The following is an 18,646-nucleotide window of genomic DNA, read 5'->3' on the forward strand; positions in this document are numbered from 1 at the left end:
AAACCAACATACTTCCCATACGTTTGTAATTAATCTCTTTTCCTATTTATGATAAAACTACTAAATCATTGTATGTAATCATAATGTCATCAAACAGGTTGTCCTGTTTTATCACAATCTCCCCGGTCTTCATAAGTTCCAGAATAGCTAGGAAAGTAACAATAATCTCTGTTTTATTGCGCTGACCCAATAATAGCTGATAGAAGGAGAAATTTTTATGAAGTTTTCCGTATTTCGATACTTCTTCCATCTTATCTGATAGATTTCCTTCTTCTTTCTCGATTTTACCGAATTTGCTTCGAATAGGGTCAATCTTTTCTACCTGCCTCTTCATTACAGTTTCAAATATACGATGAAGCTTAGCAAGGGTTAAATCCGAGAGGAGGGTACTTACATCGACCTTTTCTTCATAATCTTTAATTTCATCCGGAATGCTTGGATTCTTAAAGAAAGTTCTTCCGGCATCCAATTCTTTATCCTTAAGTTCCAGGGATATGTATTTAAACATCTTATATTCCAATAATCTCTCAACCAGTTCCTGTCTGGGATCCTCTTCGACTACATCACGTTTTTCATCCTTTGGCAGCAGCATTTTGGATTTTATATTAAGGAGTGTGGCTGCCATAACAAGGAATTCACTCATGATATTTAAGTCTTTTGTCTCCATGTGATTTACATAGTCCATATACTGCTCTGTTATCAAAACAATAGGAATATCATGTATATTTACTTTATTCTTATCTATAAGATGTAACAGCAAGTCCAGAGGTCCTTCGAACACCTCCAGTTTAAATGAAATATCCATTCTATAACCTCCAACTGGTTGTAAACACGTACTTAAACGTTAATTATGTGTCTTAATAAGCCCTACCATATAATTTCTTAACAGCTCGAAAATCCACATAGATGCTATAACAATCATGTAAGTCAGCCTTTAATCAAAAAGGTCAGTACATAAGAAGATATATATGTTAGCAGCTGAAAGATTACTGCAAAAATCAAAAGAATTTTAATCAGATAATCATTTTTTATGATTGAAAAATATCTGGAAGGAGACTTGGCTGCAATACATAAACCCATATCAAAGGTTGAAACGGGAAAGAAATTAACCAGCAGCATACTTAAACTGATAAGTGCCGTATTCATCATAAAAAATTGAGTAAATAACCGTAATATACTATCATTCGGATTAACCTTAAGAGGTGTGGAAAAACTATGCTGCAGTTTTATGGTTACAACACTGATTATAAAGATTAGCAGTAAGCTTGTAAAACCGCAGATTCCCAGCAATAAATTGCTTCTTCTGTTCTTTAAACGGTACATATAGGGTTTTGAAAAACCTGCCTGATTTGTTGCACAGAATAGAATTCCGATAGGATCAATATATTGATGCAGTTTATAGATATTATTTTTCTTTTTTGCATCCTGATTCTTATTTAATTTGTTATATAAGAAAGCTTTCGGAAATTCATGGAGTATCATTACAATACAACCTGCCAGGAAGGAAGTTATAAGTCTTATTAATTCTATTCTCATAGATATTTTTATACCTCCCAAGTGTCTTATACAAAATAAATCATACGTAACTTTTAATACAATCTGTAAGTATTTTGCTTATTTTCTCTTTATCACTACAGTCATTAATTCCGGGCGGTTTCCTATTCGGAATTTCAGGGTGTGAAGTCCCAGTCCTCTTGATATTAACATAGTGCTTCCTTTTTCAGAGAAACGCCCTGCATCATATTTTGGAAAGAAACGATACTGAGGAGACAGCATACCTCCCAGAAAGGGAATTCGAATAATTCCTCCATGAACATGTCCCGCTAAAATAAGGTCAGCGCCATATGCCACATAATTCTCAAAGTACGCAGGGTTATGAGCAATTAATATATTATAACACTCAGATTCACACTTTCCTACGAGATTCTCAATATAATCCCCGGGCATCTTTGGTATCCTGGATTTACCATAATAAGGTTTCTCAATGGACAAGCCGGTTATCTTAAGTGTACTTTTCTTTCGTTTTAGTGTAATGCTTTCATTATCCAGAAGAACGATTCCATCCTTTGTAAGCTTGTCAGCATAGTTTTTAAAAAGAGCTGCATATTCTTCCCTTTCACAGGCTAAACTCTGTTCATGATTACCCATTCCATAATAAATGGGATATTTCCTGGACAATACTTTTAACAGCCGATAAGCGGTTTCATATTTCTTTGGTGCTTTTCTTACCAGCATATCCCCCGCTATTAATACAATATCCGGTTTAATGGAATCTATCTGCTTTATTAATACTTCATTCTCTTTTCCGTAACTGTAATTATGAAGATCCGCTAAAACAACCATAGTCAAACCGTCAAAGGCTTCACCCAACCTGTCTGATTCCACTGTTATCCTTGTGATTTGCGGTTTTAGGTTTCTTATATACTCTATGAGAAGAAGGAGTAAAAGAAGTGCTCCTATTATTTTTATCATTCATAATCCTTTCTAATGATATACTTATATTCAGTCCTTTAATTATCTTCTGATTCCCATAAAAAGGATAGACCGCCAAAAAGCCTGTTATCAATTATAACACAGACTTTCTCTGCGGTCTATAGTACCCTTTTTTAGAATTTGAATTTTTTAAGAGCCTGCTTGAAATAATCCATAAGTTTCGCTTTATTGACATTTTCAGCGGCAACAATATCAATTTTTCCTATGGTTTTACCACCAAGTTCATAAGTAATCTCGCCCACTTTATCATTTTCCTTTACCGGTGCGGTAACACTTTCCTCCAGTGTTATTTTTTTGGTAATATCAGCAGGGTTGGTTCCCTTTAGACAGAGGTAAGAAAACTTATCCCCTACTCGGTAATTCAGGGCATCTGCCACACCTTTTTTAACCGGTATAGGCGTTATAGCAAGGTCTTTGTTATCATCCTGATAGATGCTGCAGTTGGCAAATCCGTAATCTAAAAGCTTAGCAGCTTCTCTGAATCGAACCTTCGTTTCCGGTGCCGCCAATACAACTGCTATCATATCCATACCATTTCGTTTGGCGGTAGCAGATAAACAGTATTTGGCAAGACTGGTGGATCCGGTTTTCAGTCCGGTAATTCCATTATAACTTTTTATTAATTTATTTGTATTGGTCAGACCGAATTCACTTTGGCCTTTCTTGGTAGTATGTGTGATGTTTTCCATCCAAACAGTGGAATAATCACTGATTTGAGGATATTTTGTAATCAATTCACGCGACATAAGAGCGATGTCATAGGCTGTAGTATAATGATTATCTACATCGAGTCCGCAGCAGTTTACAAAATGTGTATTGTTCATGCCCAGGCCCTTTGCTCTTTCATTCATCATATTTACAAAGGATTCTTCGGAACCGGCTATGTATTCGGCCATTGCAACAGCAGCATCATTTGCACTGGCTATACTGATACACTTTATCATGGTATTTACATCCTGCGTTTCTCCCGGTTCCAAATATACCTGTGAGCCTCCCATAGATGATGCATATTCGCTTACTGTAACCTGGTCTGTCAGTTTAATCTTCCCGCTTGCCAGTGCATCAAAAATTAATAAAAGTGTCATTATTTTTGTTATACTGGCAGGTTTTCTCTTCTCATCCTTGTTCTTTTCGTATATTACAGTACCTGTTGAACCTTCAATAAGTACTGCCGATTCAGATGTGATATCAACTGCAGCGCTATCCTTTGCAGTGCTATCCTGCCCGGTTACTTCCGTGGCAGCTTCTTCCTGTCCTGTGCTGTCTTTTGCGGTAGTATCTGACTTACTGCTCTTCTCGGTATCTGCCAGTGTCCTTACAGGCACATTATAGGAAAAGAGTAATGAAATACATAACACAAAGCACAGAATTCGAGCAAATTTCTTATACTTCATACTAACCTCCATACTGTATTAATGCTGCAAATTTGACCGCCATGCTGTTCTCACCCCGCAAAGTGTCTGCGTTAAAGATTTCGCAGGCGTACAGTTTGCCTTGTAATCTCCAACACGCCGCTAGTTTGCGCCGAGGATTTCGCAGGCGTACAGTTTGCCTTGTAATCTCCAACACGCCGCTAGTTTGCGCCGAGGATTTCGCAAGCATACGGTTGCCTTGTAATCTCCAACACGCCGCTAGTTTGCGCCGAGGATTTCGCAGGCATACGGTTGCCTTGTAATCTCCAACACGCCGCTAGTTTGCGCCGAGGATTTCGCAGGCATACGGTTGCCTTGTAATCTCCAACACGCCGCTAGTTTGCGCCGAGGATTTCGCAGGCGCAAACTTGCGTAGGAAAATTTATTTTCCTACTATGCACCACCCAGTCCATATCTATTAATATATAATTAGTACGAAGTATAAGATTTTAGACCAACTTTATTCACTTCTAAGCGCATCTATAGGATTTAATTTTGCAGCTTTGTTCGCCGGCATAAAACCGAAGCCGACACCGATACCGGCGGATACTCCAAAAGCCAGAAGAATAGATCCCAAAGATGGATAAGCCTCGAGTCCAAACGCATTTCCGATGCTTGTAGTTGCTAACCACCCCAATATGATTCCAATGGTTCCGCCAAGAATACTGATGGTAGCTGCTTCAATAACAAATTGCAGCAGAATATCCTTCCGTTTAGCACCAAGTGATTTTCTGATACCTATCTCTTTTGTTCTTTCTATAACAGATACAAGCATAATATTCATAATTCCAATACCTGCAACCAGCAGGGATATGCCAGCAATCCCTCCTAAGATGGAACCTAACATATTTGTCATCTCTGTAACCTTATCCAAAAGCTCTGCCATTGTAGATATCTTATACAAATCTTCATCCTTCATAATATTGTATAAATAATTATCAAGAAGAGTCTTACAAGCATCAACCTTGCTGTCACTGGCTGCTGAAAAAGTATAGCTTGATATCGCAGTTCCGGCCATCCTTACAGCATTGGAATATGGTATGTAGACACAGTCATCTGCTGAGTTTTCTTCTGAGTCTGCGGTTTCTTCCTTAATACCTATAATCGTATAGACTTCTCCGTTGATTCGAATAGTATCTCCTAATCTGGCTACTCCGTCAAACAATTCGTTTACGATATAGGTTCCAATCACACAACCCTTATAACGGTTCTTAATATCTGCATAATCAATGAAACGGCCGCTTGAAAGCTTATAATCTTTCAAATCAGCGTAGTCCTCCCCAACTCCTGTAACAGTACTGGACATAGAATTTGTTCCATATTTCAGCGTATAGCTGCTGGTAACCGTAGGAGAAACTCCCTCGAATAAATCGCTGTATTTTTCAACTAGGTCATACACATCATCAACTTTAACAAATCTCGTATCCGTATTCGTTACTGAAACAGTTATTGTATTTGTTCCCATATCGGAAAAGGTTGATAATACATAGTTCGTAACACCATTCATTAAACCGATTAAGGTAATAACGGAGGTCACACCAATTATCATACCTAACATTGTAAGGAAGGAGCGCAGTTTATTGCCGATAATGCTCTTTATTGCCAATCTAAAGGTCTGAAATAAATTCATGCACGACTCCTCCTGTAATCCTCTACATCACCATCAAAATCAACCTTACCATCCTTTAAAGATACAACACGGTTTGCTTCTTCGGCAATGGAACGGTCGTGGGTAATCAATACTATTGTATTACCTTCCGCATTGAGCTGTTTTAAGAAGTCAAGTACTTCTCTGCTGGTCCTGGAATCCAAGGCTCCCGTAGGTTCGTCAGCAAGAATCAAGGAAGGATTACCCACTAAAGCTCTGGCAATGGATCCTCGCTGCTGCTGACCACCGGATAACTGATTGGGGTAGTTTTTCCATTTGTCTTTAATCCCTACTCTATCCAAGGCAGCCATGGCAAGCTCTTTTCTCTGCTTTCTTGGTACTCCTGCATAAAGCAGCGGAAGTTCCACATTCTCAAGAAGATTTTGTCTGGCCAACAGATTATATTGCTGAAAGATAAAGCCAATGGTTTTATTTCTGATTTCCGCCAGTTCATCTCCCTTTAAGGTTGAAACATCCTCTCCATTCAGGATATATTGCCCATCTGTCGGAACGTCCAAAGCACCGATAATATTCATAATTGTCGATTTACCGCTTCCCGACTTACCTACAATAGCCACAAATTCACCATGGTGAATCTTTAAACTTATGCCGTCATTTGCGCGTACTTCCGTGTTACCCATCTGGTATATTTTATAGATATCTATCAGGTTGATCAGAGGTTCTCTATCCTCATCCATCCTTCCATTCATAACGGTAACACCTCCTTATTTGCCGCCGCCAAAGGAACCACCAGCAGGAGCTCCCGATCCTCCAAAGGAGCCGCTTCTTCCAGAACCTGTGCTTCCTTGCCAGTTACCTCTCTGACCGCCTTCCATGCCGCCGAACATACCTGGCATCATATTCTGCTGATTAGTTCCTGAGCTGATACGCTTTACATAGACCTCTTCGTCACCGGTTAATCCGCTCTTGATCTCAATATAGTTACCGTCAGTCAGGCCTGTTTCTACCTGCACCGCTTTAAAACCTGCTGGAACATTGCCATTTGCTTCTTTTACAGAATCATCTTTCACATATACCATATCCCCACGTACCAATGCATCTGCAGGTATGGCAAGAACTCCTTCTGATTTGGCAACTACTATCTCACCGGTTACATTCATACCCGGAAGCAGCTCCCCGACCTTATCAATGCGTACGGTTACGGGATATTGGGTAACACCGCCGTTGGTCGTACTCTCTAGGCTAATATTAGTAACAATACCGCTAATCTCTGTATTTTCCAGTGCATCAGCAGTCACTTTAACCTCCTGTCCGACAGCTACACTCTTAACATCTAATTCATCTACATACATTTCAAAGGTTACGGCGGACAAATCATAAATCGTACAAAGACTGCTTTGATTATTAATGGTATCACCTTCCAGTGCATCTTTTCTGATAATTTTACCGGCACTTGGTGCTGTAATGCTGTAATCTGTTTTGGTATCAATTACCTCATCCAAAGATGATTCTGCATCTTCAATACTCTCCTTTGATGTTTCAATGGAATCTGATGCATTGTCCATAGAGTCTTTTGCGTTTTCTACTGCTTTATTATAAGAGTCCAGCTGATCGCTTACAGAGTCTTTATCTAATACAGCAATGGAGCCGCCTTCTATTACTTTATCCCCCTCTTCTACAGAAAGTTTGGCTATTTCACCAGCTTTTTCTGCAGTAATTACGGTATCAGTTAGTGCTGTAAAGGTGCCTTCTTCACTGGAGGATAGTGAACCGATGGAAGCAGTTGCTTTACTCGCAGTTGTAATTCCGCCGGGATTCTTTACCTTAATCGTAACTTTCTTGACTATGCGGTTACCGCTTAAGGTTTCTTCAAGACTACTCACCTTAGTAACAGTACCCGTTAAGGTATCAGCACTGTCGGACAATTCAACTGCAGCACTTTTACCAACTATAGATGAGGTTGCATCTGATGCACTAAAATAAACATTTAAGAGCATGTAGCTGTTATCATAAATTTTTGCAAGCTGACTGCCCTTTTGAACATTATCTCCTTCTTTCACCATTAATTGAGTGATTACACCGGATACAGATGAAGTTAAGTTCAAATCCTTATATTTTGCTGCGGCTTCGTTATAATCCTTCAAGGCATCTGCATAATTATCTTTTGCCTTGTTATAATTATCAACTGCTTTATCATAATTCTTCTCTGCCCTTGACACTGAAGTTTTACCTTGATCTATCTTTTTATCAAGGGTGTCCGTAGTTACCTGGTATAATACCTGGCCTTTTTTTACTTCATCACCTTCTTCAAAATCAGCAGATATCACTTCTCCTTCCACCAGTGTCTTTACATCATAAGTGTTTAGAGGTTGTATAGTGCCGGATGAAGTCAAGGTATTTTCAATATCTCTTGTTTCAACTTTGGCAGTTGTTACAGTATTTTCTGAAGATACCTTCTTCGTTTTGTCAAGCACCAGTTTCTTATAACCTAATCCAACCAATAACATAAGGATTATTAAAATGATCAGGAATCGTATAATACTTTTCTTTTTACTCTTCTGCCTGGATTTTCTGCCGTTAACCGCTTCTGACTTCGCAGTTCCTGTAGTTTTAGTGTCTTTCTTCTTAAACAGACTCATGTTCTATCCTCCTTAACTGTTTAGTTCACATTTTGTGCTATGATAACGCGTACACGGCCACCCAAAGCGGTAACTTTATCATAATAAGCTGTCAGTTTATATTTGGTTAAGTTTGTTACCTTACTTAGTGTTGTCTGAGTATAATCTGTACCATTGCAGAAATAAACCTGCACATTATCTGCTAATAAATACTTTGTGGAGGAATCTTGAACATATGTTGTGCCTACTGCTTTCACTGCAACGGACTGAAGTTTCTTAACGGAAGAAATATCTGCTCCGTTTACCATAAATCCTGCTGGTCCGATGTCAGCTGAAAGTACTGCCGTTGATGCGGTTGAGGAGGTCTTGCCATTTAATATATACTGGCTTGTTACACTTGAACCTGCTGTATTTTTAATACCAAGATAGATACCATATTGATATAAATCACCGCTTAAATTATTAAGTATAAGCTTTGTAATCTCATTTCTGCTATTTAGTTCATAATAGATTACGCTGCCTGAACCTAAAAGTGTACCAGCAAGCCGGCTTGGGTATAGAGAAACATAATTTCCGTCGTAATAATCTAATATCTTAATATTACTTGCTAACGTATAATTGCCTAATAACATTCCGTCTGCTGAAAAACTTAAGCTATCCGGCAGTGAATTTGCAAAATCATAGTTCTGGACGGTTGATATTCCATCTGTATAAGTGATACGAACCAACTGACCTTTTGTATAACTAATAGAAGTACTGTCATAATCCTGTTCAAAAGTATTACCGCTGGCATCTACTACTGTCATGTAGGCCGTGCTCAAATAATCTCCTTTCGAATCCGTTACTGTATGCTGGCCGGTGCTTAAGACAAGGCCTGTTAGGGTAACATTAAGTTCGTCAACTCCTAATGCATACACCACCGAACCATTCTTACCAAGCAGCAAGGTTACAACATCGCCGACCTCAAAGTTTCCGCCTGCTGCAAATTGCTCCGCAGTCGTAGCTGTACTTAATGTGTACTGGGTGCCTGCAATGGTTATATGGTCCGGTGCAAGAGAATCATTTCCAATAGCTTGAACCGTACCGGTCACTTTATTATCATAATCCCAGATAGTTTTTAAAGAAGATGAATAATATAAGACATCATACTGGTCAATCTCTGTTAAAGTAGATGCTTTTCCGTCTTTGTAATATTTAGCCTGAGCCAGTGCAAATGGAATCTTTTCTTTCCAGTTGTTCATAACTACAACCGGTCCCTTCAGCGTAGAATTTACCAGAGTCAGGTAACTGATTTCACCATTTGCATCAATGGTATAACCTAATGTACTTCCATAAACCTTTCCATCTTTTCCTGTTGCTGTCAGAACATTATAAAACAGATTAACGCAATTACCTCTTGTTAATATCTGATTTGCTGTCTTTGTAATGTTCTCGTTCAAATCCTTACTGGTATATAATTTCATCATTCCGTTATAAACATTACCTGTAAAATCAGCATCGGCGTATCCCAAAAGCTTAATTACACCATATACGGCTTCTTTTAAGGTAATAGCGGATGACGGTTTAAAGGAACCGTCTATGTAGCCTGACATATAACCAGCTTCTACTGCTGCTTGAATATATCCTGCAGCCCAATAGGTTTTCTTTACATCCTTAAATAAAGTAACATTCGATGCTGCAGTTACATATCCCTTTTTAGTAGATAAATTAATCAGCATCTGTGCAAATTCTGCTCTGCTTACCGTACTTGATAAAGCGCTGGTGCTGCCTTTATCCGTATTCATAATTCCCAATTCCCTGATTACTTTCAGTGCATTGCTGCTGTCCGCTTTTACCGAAACAGACGGATAGACTGTTGTTACAAGAACAGCTGCAATAAGTATTACCATTAGTAGTTTTCGCTGCATTTAAAGTCTCCTTTTCAATCAAATTACTAATATCCACCATTAAAATACATTTCTATTCTAAAAAGAAGTAGTGATTTTTCTGTGAATAAATGGTGAAATTTTAAGGATAAATTAAGAAATTTGAAATTTAATTGTAATCTTTTCGAAAGATTTTCATAAAAAAAAGATGTTTCCAAGAAGAAACATCTTTTTCATTGAACTATTTAACATCCTTATGAAAACTTATTTTATGCAGAAAACCAGTCAACTACCTTATTATTTAACTATAACCTGACAGGTCAGAAGTTTTCCATTCACCTTTGCATAAATTACAGCTGAGCCTTTTTTATGGGCTCTTACCTTACCGAATCGGCTTACTGTTGCAATCTTTTTATTTCCGCTGTACCATTTGACTCTGCCGTTTGGTCCCTTGATATAAAGTCTGTGGCCTTCACCTTTTGAAAGTGTGAGCTTCCTATGGCTTATATCTATTACCCTTATCCGGCATTTGCGTTCCTTTCCATCAAAGCGTATTCTGATAAAAGTAGTGCCCGGCCGGTAGGCGGTTATTGTCCCGAATATACTGACATCGGCAACTTTTATATCGGTAGAAGAATACCTTACCCTTTCATTGAGTCTTAAAAGGTAAATATGAAATTCTTCCCCTTTCTTTAGAACAATATCTTCTGCATTAATCCTTACCGAAAAAGGATCAAAGAGATTGGTTCTGTAAAAAATCGAAGTATGCGGAACAATCAGATACCATAACAATCCTGCAAAGGCAAGATAGTAAAGAATCGAAATCGGTCCTTGAAAACGGAACAAGCGAAAAATACTTTTTTTCATTTCTAATCCTTTTTCGCTTTTCTTACTATATTATTCCAAAAGTCCGAATTTATTCAATGGCCATATTCGAAGAATAACTTTTCCTCCGATATTTTCTTTTTTAACCGGACCAACCTCCTCATACCGGCTGTCAAAGCTTACTTCCCTATTATCTCCCATAACAAAATACTCATCCTCTGTTAATTTCAAAGGCTTGGCCGCAATGCCTGCATCGGTAATAGGTTCCTTACCGTAATTCTCAGTCAGCTTCTTATTGTTAATGTAGATATCTTTTCCTTTAATCTGTACTGTTTCACCTGGAAGACCGATAACACGCTTCACATAATATTCCTTTTGCTTTCTTCCATAGGGATAGAAAACAACAATATCAAACCGTTTTAAATCATCCAAACGATAGCTGATCTTTTCAACCATCAACTGATCCCCGTTGTGGAGTGTATTCTCCATGGAGGGTCCGTCTACAATTGTTTTTTGAATCACAAAGGTAGGAAGGATGTATAGACATACAATAAATATAATAGCATAAGTAATTAGATCTTTAATTATTGCATTCTTTTTGGATGAAGGCTTGTCCTCTTCGTCCTTCTGCTTCACATCTCGTAATTTATCTAATTTCAATCTATCTTCCGTGCTTTCTTCGGATAAGATATCCTGGTTCAATCTATCTGTGTCTTCCTTCACAGGCGTTTCTTCTGTTAAGGAATCCGTCCTATTTTCTGGCCTTAGTCCCATAACTTAAGTACCTTCCATTCTCTGAATTTACTGATGCTTCAACACTCCGAAACTATTCACAGGCCATATTCTGACCCAGGCTCTGCCTAAAATGCTCTTTCCCTTTACTATACCAACTACCGGATTTCTGCTGTCTTTGCTGTTATTACGGTTATCACCCAGCACAAAATACTCATCGTTACTAAGCTGAATAGGTTCGCTTGCTATTCCGGCATCCTCTATTAAAGCATTCCCATAATCTTCGTTCAATATTTCGCCGTTTATATAAATATCGCTTCCAATAATCTGTACTGTTTCACCAGGAAGACCGATTACTCTTTTTATGTAATAGGTTTTCTTATCATCGCTATATGGTCTGAATACAATAATATCAAAGCGTTTCGGTTTACCTGTTTCATAGGATATTTTTTCCAGTATAAGATGATCCTCATTATGTAGTGTTGCTTCCATGGAACTTCCGCTGACTTCAATCTGCTGCCCCACGAAATTATGTATTAACAGTACGGCTGCTATAATTATTGCAAAATAAATCAGCATATCCCTGATATCTTTTCCAAGACTTCCTTTTTCGTTATCCCTTTTGGGTTCTGAATGCAGACTTTCCTGCAACGGTTCTTGCCCCTCAGGTTCTTTATCTTCTATTATTTCATTCATATCGAATTCTTCTTCGTTTTCTAATTTTTTATCATCCATAAATAAGAACCTCCGTTTATAAAGTAAGGCATCCCCGCCATGCTTCATAGAGAATAAACGAGAATGCCTTATATTAATTATTCGGATTTATTTTCCTTTCCCGCTTCTTCATCATTTAGTATCTTGACTTTCGACTGATACATCTCTTCTACTGCTATTGATAAAGGTTTGGATGTGGTGGCGCGAACCATAGGGTCTGCTCCGCTTATTAATTGTCTTGCTCTTTTAGCTGTAGCGAGCACGATGGAATAACGGCTGTTTACAACCGGCTGCTCACCGGGTTCCACATCGCTGTTAACCACTTTCATTAAATCTGTATAGGATGGATGTAACATATTGAATTTCCTGCCTTTCGCCTTTTTTACTCTATTCTGAAATTTCCTTCAAATTAACACGATTTGCGATTGTATCCGGAAGCAATGAAGATAATATCAAATGTCCGCTGTCCATGACCAAAACCGCCTTTGTCTTTCTGCCGCAGGTCGCATCGATTGCATTTCCTGCATCCTTGGCATTTTGAACCAACCTTTTAATTGGGGCTGCTTCCGGGCTGATGATACCGACTATTTTATCAGCATTTACTACATTACCAAAACCAACATTAATTAATCGATTCATTCTAACGCTATGCCTCCTCAGCCTATCTCATCGCCATGGCTATTCAATGTTCTGAATCTGCTCTCTGATTTTTTCAATCTCTGTTTTAAGGTCAATTGCCATATTCGTTATATCAATATTATTGGCCTTAGAAAGGATGGTATTCGCTTCTCTGTTCATTTCCTGTGCAATGAAGTCAAGTCTTCTTCCTACTTCTTCGCTCTGATTCAAACATAAGAGCATATTCTCAATATGACTTTTCAGTCTCACTGTTTCCTCATCCACACATATCTTATCCGCATAGACTGTAACCTCTGTAGCGATGATACTTTCCTCTACCTTTGTATCTCCAAGAAGCTCAGCTACTTTATTCTTTAGCTTCTCCCGGTATTCGCTTACTAGTTCTGGAGAATTTTCTTCTATAGTATGAACAACTTTTAGCATACCATTTAATTTATCACAAAGATCCTTCCTAAGATGTTCTCCTTCCAGACTTCTGGACTCCACCATCTGTAAACAAGCACCATTAACAGCTTCTTCGATAAGATGCCATATCTCCTGCTCGTCGGACTGCTCTTCCTCTAAAGTAAAAACTTCCGGATAGGATGATAATACAGATACCGTGATATCATCTTTTAATCCAAAGGTTTCTGCCATCTTCTTCAGGTTATCGTAATATTCCCTTGCTATGGCCTCGTTATATTTAACACATAAACTATTCTCATGATGTTCTTCGTAGCTGATAAACACATCAACTTTACCACGGCTAAGGTATTTCTTTAAAACGCTTCGAATCCCAGCCTCATAAAAGCTTAGTTTCTTTGGTATCTTGATATTAATATCCAGGTACCGGTGGTTTACCGCTTTCATTTCTACAACAACCTTGCGCTCTGCATCTGCTTCTTCACAGCGCCCGAAGCCAGTCATACTCTTTAACATGATTTCACGTTCTTTCATTATTCATTTTTCTAAGCTGCTTTTTAGGCATTTCATCTCATTATAATGGAAATACCTGTACAAGTCAAGATTTGAGTTAAAATATCTCTTACCGGTTTAATCCCCTGATGTGTCAAGGTGATATTCTTTATCACCAATGGTGTAGTATTTTTTAGTAGTAAAATAGCCGTAAAGTGATGTACCATAAGTACGAAAGGATTTATTTCCAGCTTCTACTTCAATTCTCTCAATTTGATTGTTTTCTATTAATGACTGAAAGAAAATGCTTTCAATTGATTTTACTGTAGATGGAATTTTCAGAACTGAATCCTGATGTTCCGCTGTATAAAGTATCATATCTGTATAGTTCTTATCATACAGGATGCCATTATTCATGCAATAATACTGGTTTCCTTCATTGACCATAATTTTCTTTAACTGGGGGAAGCCACCCAGTGTATTGGGGTAGTAATCCTCATCAACTAGTTTCTCCACATTTTTTCCGATAGCCAGTGTATCCAAGTTAGGATTAAGATGTACCATATAATAATAATTACTTTCCCCTTTATCTACAAATACTTGATATATACTATATAACCCGGTTGCATCCGTTACAGAATCCGGAATTATAAAGATTTTCCCTGGTTTTTGATACGGATAAGCAATTATTTTTGTCATTGCACTGTCATACAAAACTCCCTCTACACTTTTATAAAATGGATTCTTTGTACTGACATTTATTTCTTTTAAGGAACTGCTGCCTGAAAAACCATAATCCTTATATTCCAAGTCCCCGGACAGTGTTATTGATTCTAAATAAGGATTCTTTATTATGATTTGGGAATTATCTATTTTTTTTACTGTATCCGGCATTGTATAGGATGAATCCTTCTTTTTTACAGGGTAATATATCAGCTGTGTAACATCCTTATTGTAAAGCACCCCGTTAATTGATTTGTACATACTGTTATCAGATGCCACTTCTATATATTCCATTGATTTTAAACTAATTAATTCAAAAGGATTAATATCCGTTATGTTTTTTGGAATATTGATTCTTTCTATATTTCGTTTATAAAATAGGATACTGGAAATTTCATTAACTGAATCCGGGACAATAACAGTCTTTGTCTCTTGAGGAACATCATAAAGGACAGATTTATCTTTGCTAAAAAGCATTCCGTCATCTAATATATAATACTTGCTCCCCTTTGGCATAGACACTATTTTTAATGTAGGAATATCGTAAATACCATTTGAAGTATCATTTATCTTAGCTGCCGGCGGAAATACGAACTCCTTTACACCACTATGAATCAGCTGTCCAACAGGTAATTCTTCTAAGGTATCCGGAAATTCCGCTTTTTCCTGTTTCTTAAACAGATACAGCTTTGTTTTATTCTTATTATAGAGAGACCCCTTATAGAGTATGAATGCTTTATTTCCGCTTGCTATCTGAATATTCTGAAAACTTCTTCCAGATCCTCCACTAAGTTCCTTTAAGTTTTTTGGTATTGTGATTTCATTGGCTTTCTTTATCAGACTTGTACTTAGCTCCAGTTTTTTAAGGGAAGAAGGAAATACTAATTTGCTCTCTTCATACCTCCCAGGAACCAAAATTATTTCTGTTTGTGCGTTATTATAAAGTATACCTCTATAGGATGAATATAGCTTATTTCCGCTTTCTACCTGAATATATTTTAAGGATTTGAGCATCAAGAAATCAAATATTTTAAGATTCACTAAGGTCTTCGGAAGGTATATCTCCTGTAATTTATTACATTGTGTGAAAGCTCCTTCATTAATATTTTTCAAGCCATTAGGTAACGTTAATTTTACAATAGGACTCAGATAAAAGGAATTCTTAATAAGTGTAACCGTACCGGAAGGTACGAAATATTCATCCCCTTTACCATTTGGATATAACAGAAGTATCTTGCCTGCCTTATCAAAAAGTACGCCATCCTTACTGCAATAGGCCTTATTGAAAGGGCTGACTTTAAATGCATTGATATTCCTTAACTGACCCATAATTGATTTTAACTGATCCCTTTCTACTCCGGCTCCTATGGTAACAGTCTTTAGGTTCTCCGTATGAATAAAAGCATTGTTCTTGATAGTTGTAACTGTATCCGGAATCACATAAGATTCGCTTTCAGAAGCTGCCGGATACTGTATCAATACAGTCATATTCTTATTGAACAGGCAGCCATTAACTACTTTATAACTGGTATTACCCTCTGCTACGGTTATTGTTTTCAGATAATTTAATCCGTAAGTATAACCGAAACCATTGCTCGTTATTTTCGTTAGGGTAGATGGTATAATAATGCTCTCAAGATTAGGGAAACTATCTGTTGTCAGTATATCCCAGCTAAAAGCAGTAACCCCCTCTTCAATCTTTAATACCTTTACAGAGGCATACACAGGTTTGTAAAAAAAATCCGATATGGTTACATTATCAGAAACAGAAAATACCTCTTCCTGATTGTATTCCGCTGAATTGCTCTTTGAAAAGTGATATACTGATTCTGCTTTCACATTTTGTCCTGATATTGCAATTGCTGCTATTACAATTATTATTATAACAAACTTCTCCATTATCTTTCTCATAATTACTCCTCTCCCATTACTCTTTCTATATCCCTTCGAATGTCTAAAACCTTATTTCCTAATCGTATAGGTAATCATTAGGATAAGGCCTTTATCACTTGCATTATGCTTATTTTAAATCCAGGTTTTGTTAAAATCGTGTCATATTACTGACAAATTAAACGGTTTTATAATATTACCTTTGTCACATAAATTTATGACGGGATTATCACACAGGAACCCTGGTAAATTAATCAGTTTCTTTGTAATTATTACTTATTTGCTGTGTTATGGATGCCATTCCATAATAGAATAATTATGAAAGCATAAAATACCACAAAAGTTGGTTCTGCATCCTTGCATGACTAACCGGCAAATGGTATACTTTATATATCTGTTGTTCTTTGCTAAATCTGGAATAAACAGAAAGTATTAAACTGATGAAGGAGATTAAAAATGGCTCTGGACGGATTTGTAGTAGCCAACGTCGTTTCAGAATTAAGGGATAAATTGGTCGAAGGAAGAATCTCTAAGATATCTCAGCCTGAAAAGGACGAATTGGTATTAACCATAAAAAGAGGTAAAGAAAATTATAAGTTATATTTATCGGCAAATGCAAGCCTACCGTTGATATACCTGACGGAGGAATCAAAGCAAAATCCGATGGTGGCTCCCGGCTTTTGTATGCTTTTGCGCAAGCATTTAAACAGTGCCAGAATTCTTGATATTATACAGCCGGGACTGGAACGTATTATCCGAATTAAGATTGAACATCTAAATGAAATGGGGGATTTATGTATTAAATACCTCATTATTGAAATCATGGGAAAGCACAGTAATATTATCTTCTGTGATGAAAATGATGTTATAGTAGATAGTATCAAGAGAATCTCACATATGGTAAGCTCTATCAGAGAGGTACTTCCTGGAAGAACCTATCTTATCCCTCAGACCGGAGAAAAGGCGGATCCCCTTACCGTAACCTTAGAGGAATTCAGGTCAAATATCCTTACTAAGCCTATGCCCTTAGACAAAGCAATTTACTCTGCTCTTACCGGCTTTAGCCCGCTCATGGCTACTGAACTGATTCACCGTGCTTCTCTGGATAATTCTCCTGCCGCTAATGCCTTATCCGATGAAGAAGGTTTACATCTTTTCCGAACCTTTGAATATATGCGTGAGGATTTGATTCAAGCTAAATTCACTCCAAATATTGTTTATAACGAAAAGGAGCCGGTAGAATTCTCCTGTTTCCCGCTAAGCTGTTATCAGGACCTCTCGGTGAATCAGGAAGATTCCATCTCAAAGGTATTGGAGACTTTTTATGCTTCAAAGAATACGGTCTCTCGAATACGTCAAAAGTCTACGGATCTTCGTAAGATTATAACCAATGCGATGGAACGTACGGTAAAGAAGTACGATCTGCAGTTAAAACAGCTAAAGGATACGGACAAAAGGGATAAATACAGGGTTTATGGTGAACTTATCAATACTTATGGTTATCAGGTGGAACCAGGTGCCAAATCCTTTCAGGCACTTAACTACTATACAGGCGAGGAGATTACCATTCCGTTAGATGACACCCTTACTCCTGCGGAAAATGCCAAACGTTATTTCGAAAAATACAATAAGCTTAAGAGAACCTACGAAGCCCTAACGAAACTCTCGGAAGAAACAAAAGCGGATATCGAGCATCTGGATTCCATTAAGACCTCTCTGGATATTGCTCTGGCAGAGGAAGATCTTACGGCTCTGAAGGAAGAGTTAATGGAATTTGGTTATATGAAGCGCAAGTTCACTAAACTTCCGGGCAGCAAAGGAGGCGGTAAGGTTAAAGCTGCTAAGAAAGTTAACAGCAAGCCGTTCCATTATATCTCTTCCGATGGTTTTCATATGTATGTTGGTAAGAATAATTACCAGAACGATGAACTGACATTCAAATTTGCTACCGGTGGTGACTGGTGGTTCCATACGAAAAAGATTCCCGGTTCCCATGTCATTGTAAAAACCGGTGGTTCACCTATTCCCGACCGTACTTTTGAAGAAGCTGCAAGCCTTGCTGCCTATTATTCCAAAGGACGTGAGAATGATAAAGTGGAAATCGATTACACCGAGAAAAAGAATGTGAAAAAGCCAGGTGGCGCAAAACCCGGATTTGTAGTATATTATACGAACTATTCCATGGTTGCAGCTCCCACTATTGACGGATTAAAAATTGCAGATTAAGGAGGC

The 18,646-nt window shown here is 37.8% G+C and carries 16 protein-coding genes; 1 reads left to right on the forward strand and 15 read right to left on the reverse strand.

Going from position 1 to position 18,646, the window contains the following annotated elements:
* Window positions 1–46: 46 nt before the first annotated feature.
* The 15 genes from bsdcttw_RS14715 to bsdcttw_RS14785 all read right to left on the reverse strand — a co-directional run bounded on the left by bsdcttw_RS14715 (window position 47) and on the right by bsdcttw_RS14785 (window position 16,435).
* Window positions 47–805 (reverse strand): segregation and condensation protein A, encoded by a 759-nt coding sequence (locus bsdcttw_RS14715; protein WP_185255606.1) that lies wholly within the window; start codon window positions 803–805, stop codon window positions 47–49.
* Between the two features lie 122 nt (window positions 806–927).
* Window positions 928–1,536 (reverse strand): hypothetical protein, encoded by a 609-nt coding sequence (locus tag bsdcttw_RS14720; protein ID WP_185255607.1) that lies wholly within the window; start codon window positions 1,534–1,536, stop codon window positions 928–930.
* A gap of 78 nt (window positions 1,537–1,614) precedes the next feature.
* Window positions 1,615–2,472, reverse strand: coding sequence for a metallophosphoesterase (locus bsdcttw_RS14725; protein WP_185255608.1), 858 nt, complete (start codon window positions 2,470–2,472; stop codon window positions 1,615–1,617).
* A 134-nt stretch (window positions 2,473–2,606) separates the two neighbouring features.
* Window positions 2,607–3,887 (reverse strand): D-alanyl-D-alanine carboxypeptidase family protein, encoded by a 1,281-nt coding sequence (locus bsdcttw_RS14730; RefSeq protein WP_185255609.1) that lies wholly within the window; start codon window positions 3,885–3,887, stop codon window positions 2,607–2,609.
* A 478-nt stretch (window positions 3,888–4,365) separates the two neighbouring features.
* Window positions 4,366–5,535, reverse strand: coding sequence for an ABC transporter permease (locus bsdcttw_RS14735; RefSeq protein WP_185255610.1), 1,170 nt, complete (start codon window positions 5,533–5,535; stop codon window positions 4,366–4,368).
* The gene (locus bsdcttw_RS14740) at window positions 5,532–6,251 is read right to left on the reverse strand and encodes an ABC transporter ATP-binding protein (protein ID WP_185259825.1); all 720 of its coding nucleotides are present in this window, start codon (window positions 6,249–6,251) and stop codon (window positions 5,532–5,534) included. Before bsdcttw_RS14740 ends, bsdcttw_RS14735 begins: the two co-directional genes overlap by 4 nt.
* A 27-nt stretch (window positions 6,252–6,278) precedes the next feature.
* Window positions 6,279–8,153, reverse strand: a complete 1,875-nt coding sequence (locus tag bsdcttw_RS14745; protein ID WP_185255611.1) for an efflux RND transporter periplasmic adaptor subunit — start codon at window positions 8,151–8,153, stop codon at window positions 6,279–6,281.
* Between the two features lie 20 nt (window positions 8,154–8,173).
* Window positions 8,174–10,039: an S-layer homology domain-containing protein gene (locus bsdcttw_RS14750; RefSeq protein ID WP_185255612.1), complete on the reverse strand. Its 1,866-nt coding sequence runs from the start codon at window positions 10,037–10,039 to the stop codon at window positions 8,174–8,176.
* 255 nt (window positions 10,040–10,294) lie between these two features.
* The gene (locus bsdcttw_RS14755; protein WP_185255613.1) at window positions 10,295–10,864 is read right to left on the reverse strand and encodes an Ig-like domain-containing protein; all 570 of its coding nucleotides are present in this window, start codon (window positions 10,862–10,864) and stop codon (window positions 10,295–10,297) included.
* A 30-nt stretch (window positions 10,865–10,894) separates the two neighbouring features.
* On the reverse strand, window positions 10,895–11,596 hold the full coding sequence (lepB, locus tag bsdcttw_RS14760) for a signal peptidase I (protein WP_185255614.1): 702 nt from the start codon (window positions 11,594–11,596) through the stop codon (window positions 10,895–10,897).
* A 27-nt stretch (window positions 11,597–11,623) separates the two neighbouring features.
* Window positions 11,624–12,133: a signal peptidase I gene (lepB, locus tag bsdcttw_RS14765; protein WP_225903872.1), complete on the reverse strand. Its 510-nt coding sequence runs from the start codon at window positions 12,131–12,133 to the stop codon at window positions 11,624–11,626.
* Window positions 12,134–12,366: 233 nt separating this feature from the next.
* Window positions 12,367–12,624, reverse strand: coding sequence for a DNA-directed RNA polymerase subunit omega (gene rpoZ, locus bsdcttw_RS14770; protein ID WP_185255615.1), 258 nt, complete (start codon window positions 12,622–12,624; stop codon window positions 12,367–12,369).
* A 31-nt stretch (window positions 12,625–12,655) separates the two neighbouring features.
* Window positions 12,656–12,907: a DUF370 domain-containing protein gene (locus bsdcttw_RS14775; protein WP_185255616.1), complete on the reverse strand. Its 252-nt coding sequence runs from the start codon at window positions 12,905–12,907 to the stop codon at window positions 12,656–12,658.
* Between the two features lie 39 nt (window positions 12,908–12,946).
* Complete coding sequence (locus bsdcttw_RS14780; RefSeq protein WP_185259827.1) at window positions 12,947–13,825, reverse strand: YicC/YloC family endoribonuclease; 879 nt, start codon at window positions 13,823–13,825, stop codon at window positions 12,947–12,949.
* A gap of 114 nt (window positions 13,826–13,939) precedes the next feature.
* Window positions 13,940–16,435 carry a leucine-rich repeat protein gene (locus bsdcttw_RS14785; protein ID WP_185255617.1) on the reverse strand — a complete coding sequence of 832 codons (2,496 nt, stop codon included), beginning with the start codon at window positions 16,433–16,435 and terminating at the stop codon, window positions 13,940–13,942.
* Window positions 16,436–16,870: 435 nt separating this feature from the next.
* Between bsdcttw_RS14785 and bsdcttw_RS14790 the strand changes: the two genes are divergently transcribed.
* Window positions 16,871–18,640, forward strand: a complete 1,770-nt coding sequence (locus tag bsdcttw_RS14790) for an Rqc2 family fibronectin-binding protein (protein WP_185255618.1) — start codon at window positions 16,871–16,873, stop codon at window positions 18,638–18,640.
* Window positions 18,641–18,646: the final 6 nt, after the last annotated feature.

Source organism: Anaerocolumna chitinilytica (genome assembly GCF_014218355.1).
Classification (GTDB): domain Bacteria; phylum Bacillota; class Clostridia; order Lachnospirales; family Lachnospiraceae; genus Anaerocolumna; species Anaerocolumna chitinilytica.

What these genes read in the sequence shown, in the direction of transcription:
- bsdcttw_RS14715 (WP_185255606.1), bottom strand. Translation starts at nt 805, where the DNA reads ATGGATATTTCATTTAAACTGGAGGTGTTCGAAGGACCTCTGGACTTG.
- bsdcttw_RS14720 (WP_185255607.1), bottom strand. Translation starts at nt 1,536, where the DNA reads ATGAGAATAGAATTAATAAGACTTATAACTTCCTTCCTGGCAGGTTGT.
- bsdcttw_RS14725 (WP_185255608.1), bottom strand. Translation starts at nt 2,472, where the DNA reads ATGATAAAAATAATAGGAGCACTTCTTTTACTCCTTCTTCTCATAGAG.
- bsdcttw_RS14730 (WP_185255609.1), bottom strand. Translation starts at nt 3,887, where the DNA reads ATGAAGTATAAGAAATTTGCTCGAATTCTGTGCTTTGTGTTATGTATT.
- bsdcttw_RS14735 (WP_185255610.1), bottom strand. Translation starts at nt 5,535, where the DNA reads ATGAATTTATTTCAGACCTTTAGATTGGCAATAAAGAGCATTATCGGC.
- bsdcttw_RS14740 (WP_185259825.1), bottom strand. Translation starts at nt 6,251, where the DNA reads ATGGATGAGGATAGAGAACCTCTGATCAACCTGATAGATATCTATAAA.
- bsdcttw_RS14745 (WP_185255611.1), bottom strand. Translation starts at nt 8,153, where the DNA reads ATGAGTCTGTTTAAGAAGAAAGACACTAAAACTACAGGAACTGCGAAG.
- bsdcttw_RS14750 (WP_185255612.1), bottom strand. Translation starts at nt 10,039, where the DNA reads ATGCAGCGAAAACTACTAATGGTAATACTTATTGCAGCTGTTCTTGTA.
- bsdcttw_RS14755 (WP_185255613.1), bottom strand. Translation starts at nt 10,864, where the DNA reads ATGAAAAAAAGTATTTTTCGCTTGTTCCGTTTTCAAGGACCGATTTCG.
- lepB (WP_185255614.1), bottom strand. Translation starts at nt 11,596, where the DNA reads ATGGGACTAAGGCCAGAAAATAGGACGGATTCCTTAACAGAAGAAACG.
- lepB (WP_225903872.1), bottom strand. Translation starts at nt 12,133, where the DNA reads ATGCTGATTTATTTTGCAATAATTATAGCAGCCGTACTGTTAATACAT.
- rpoZ (WP_185255615.1), bottom strand. Translation starts at nt 12,624, where the DNA reads ATGTTACATCCATCCTATACAGATTTAATGAAAGTGGTTAACAGCGAT.
- bsdcttw_RS14775 (WP_185255616.1), bottom strand. Translation starts at nt 12,907, where the DNA reads ATGAATCGATTAATTAATGTTGGTTTTGGTAATGTAGTAAATGCTGAT.
- bsdcttw_RS14780 (WP_185259827.1), bottom strand. Translation starts at nt 13,825, where the DNA reads ATGTTAAAGAGTATGACTGGCTTCGGGCGCTGTGAAGAAGCAGATGCA.
- bsdcttw_RS14785 (WP_185255617.1), bottom strand. Translation starts at nt 16,435, where the DNA reads ATGAGAAAGATAATGGAGAAGTTTGTTATAATAATAATTGTAATAGCA.
- bsdcttw_RS14790 (WP_185255618.1), top strand. Translation starts at nt 16,871, where the DNA reads ATGGCTCTGGACGGATTTGTAGTAGCCAACGTCGTTTCAGAATTAAGG.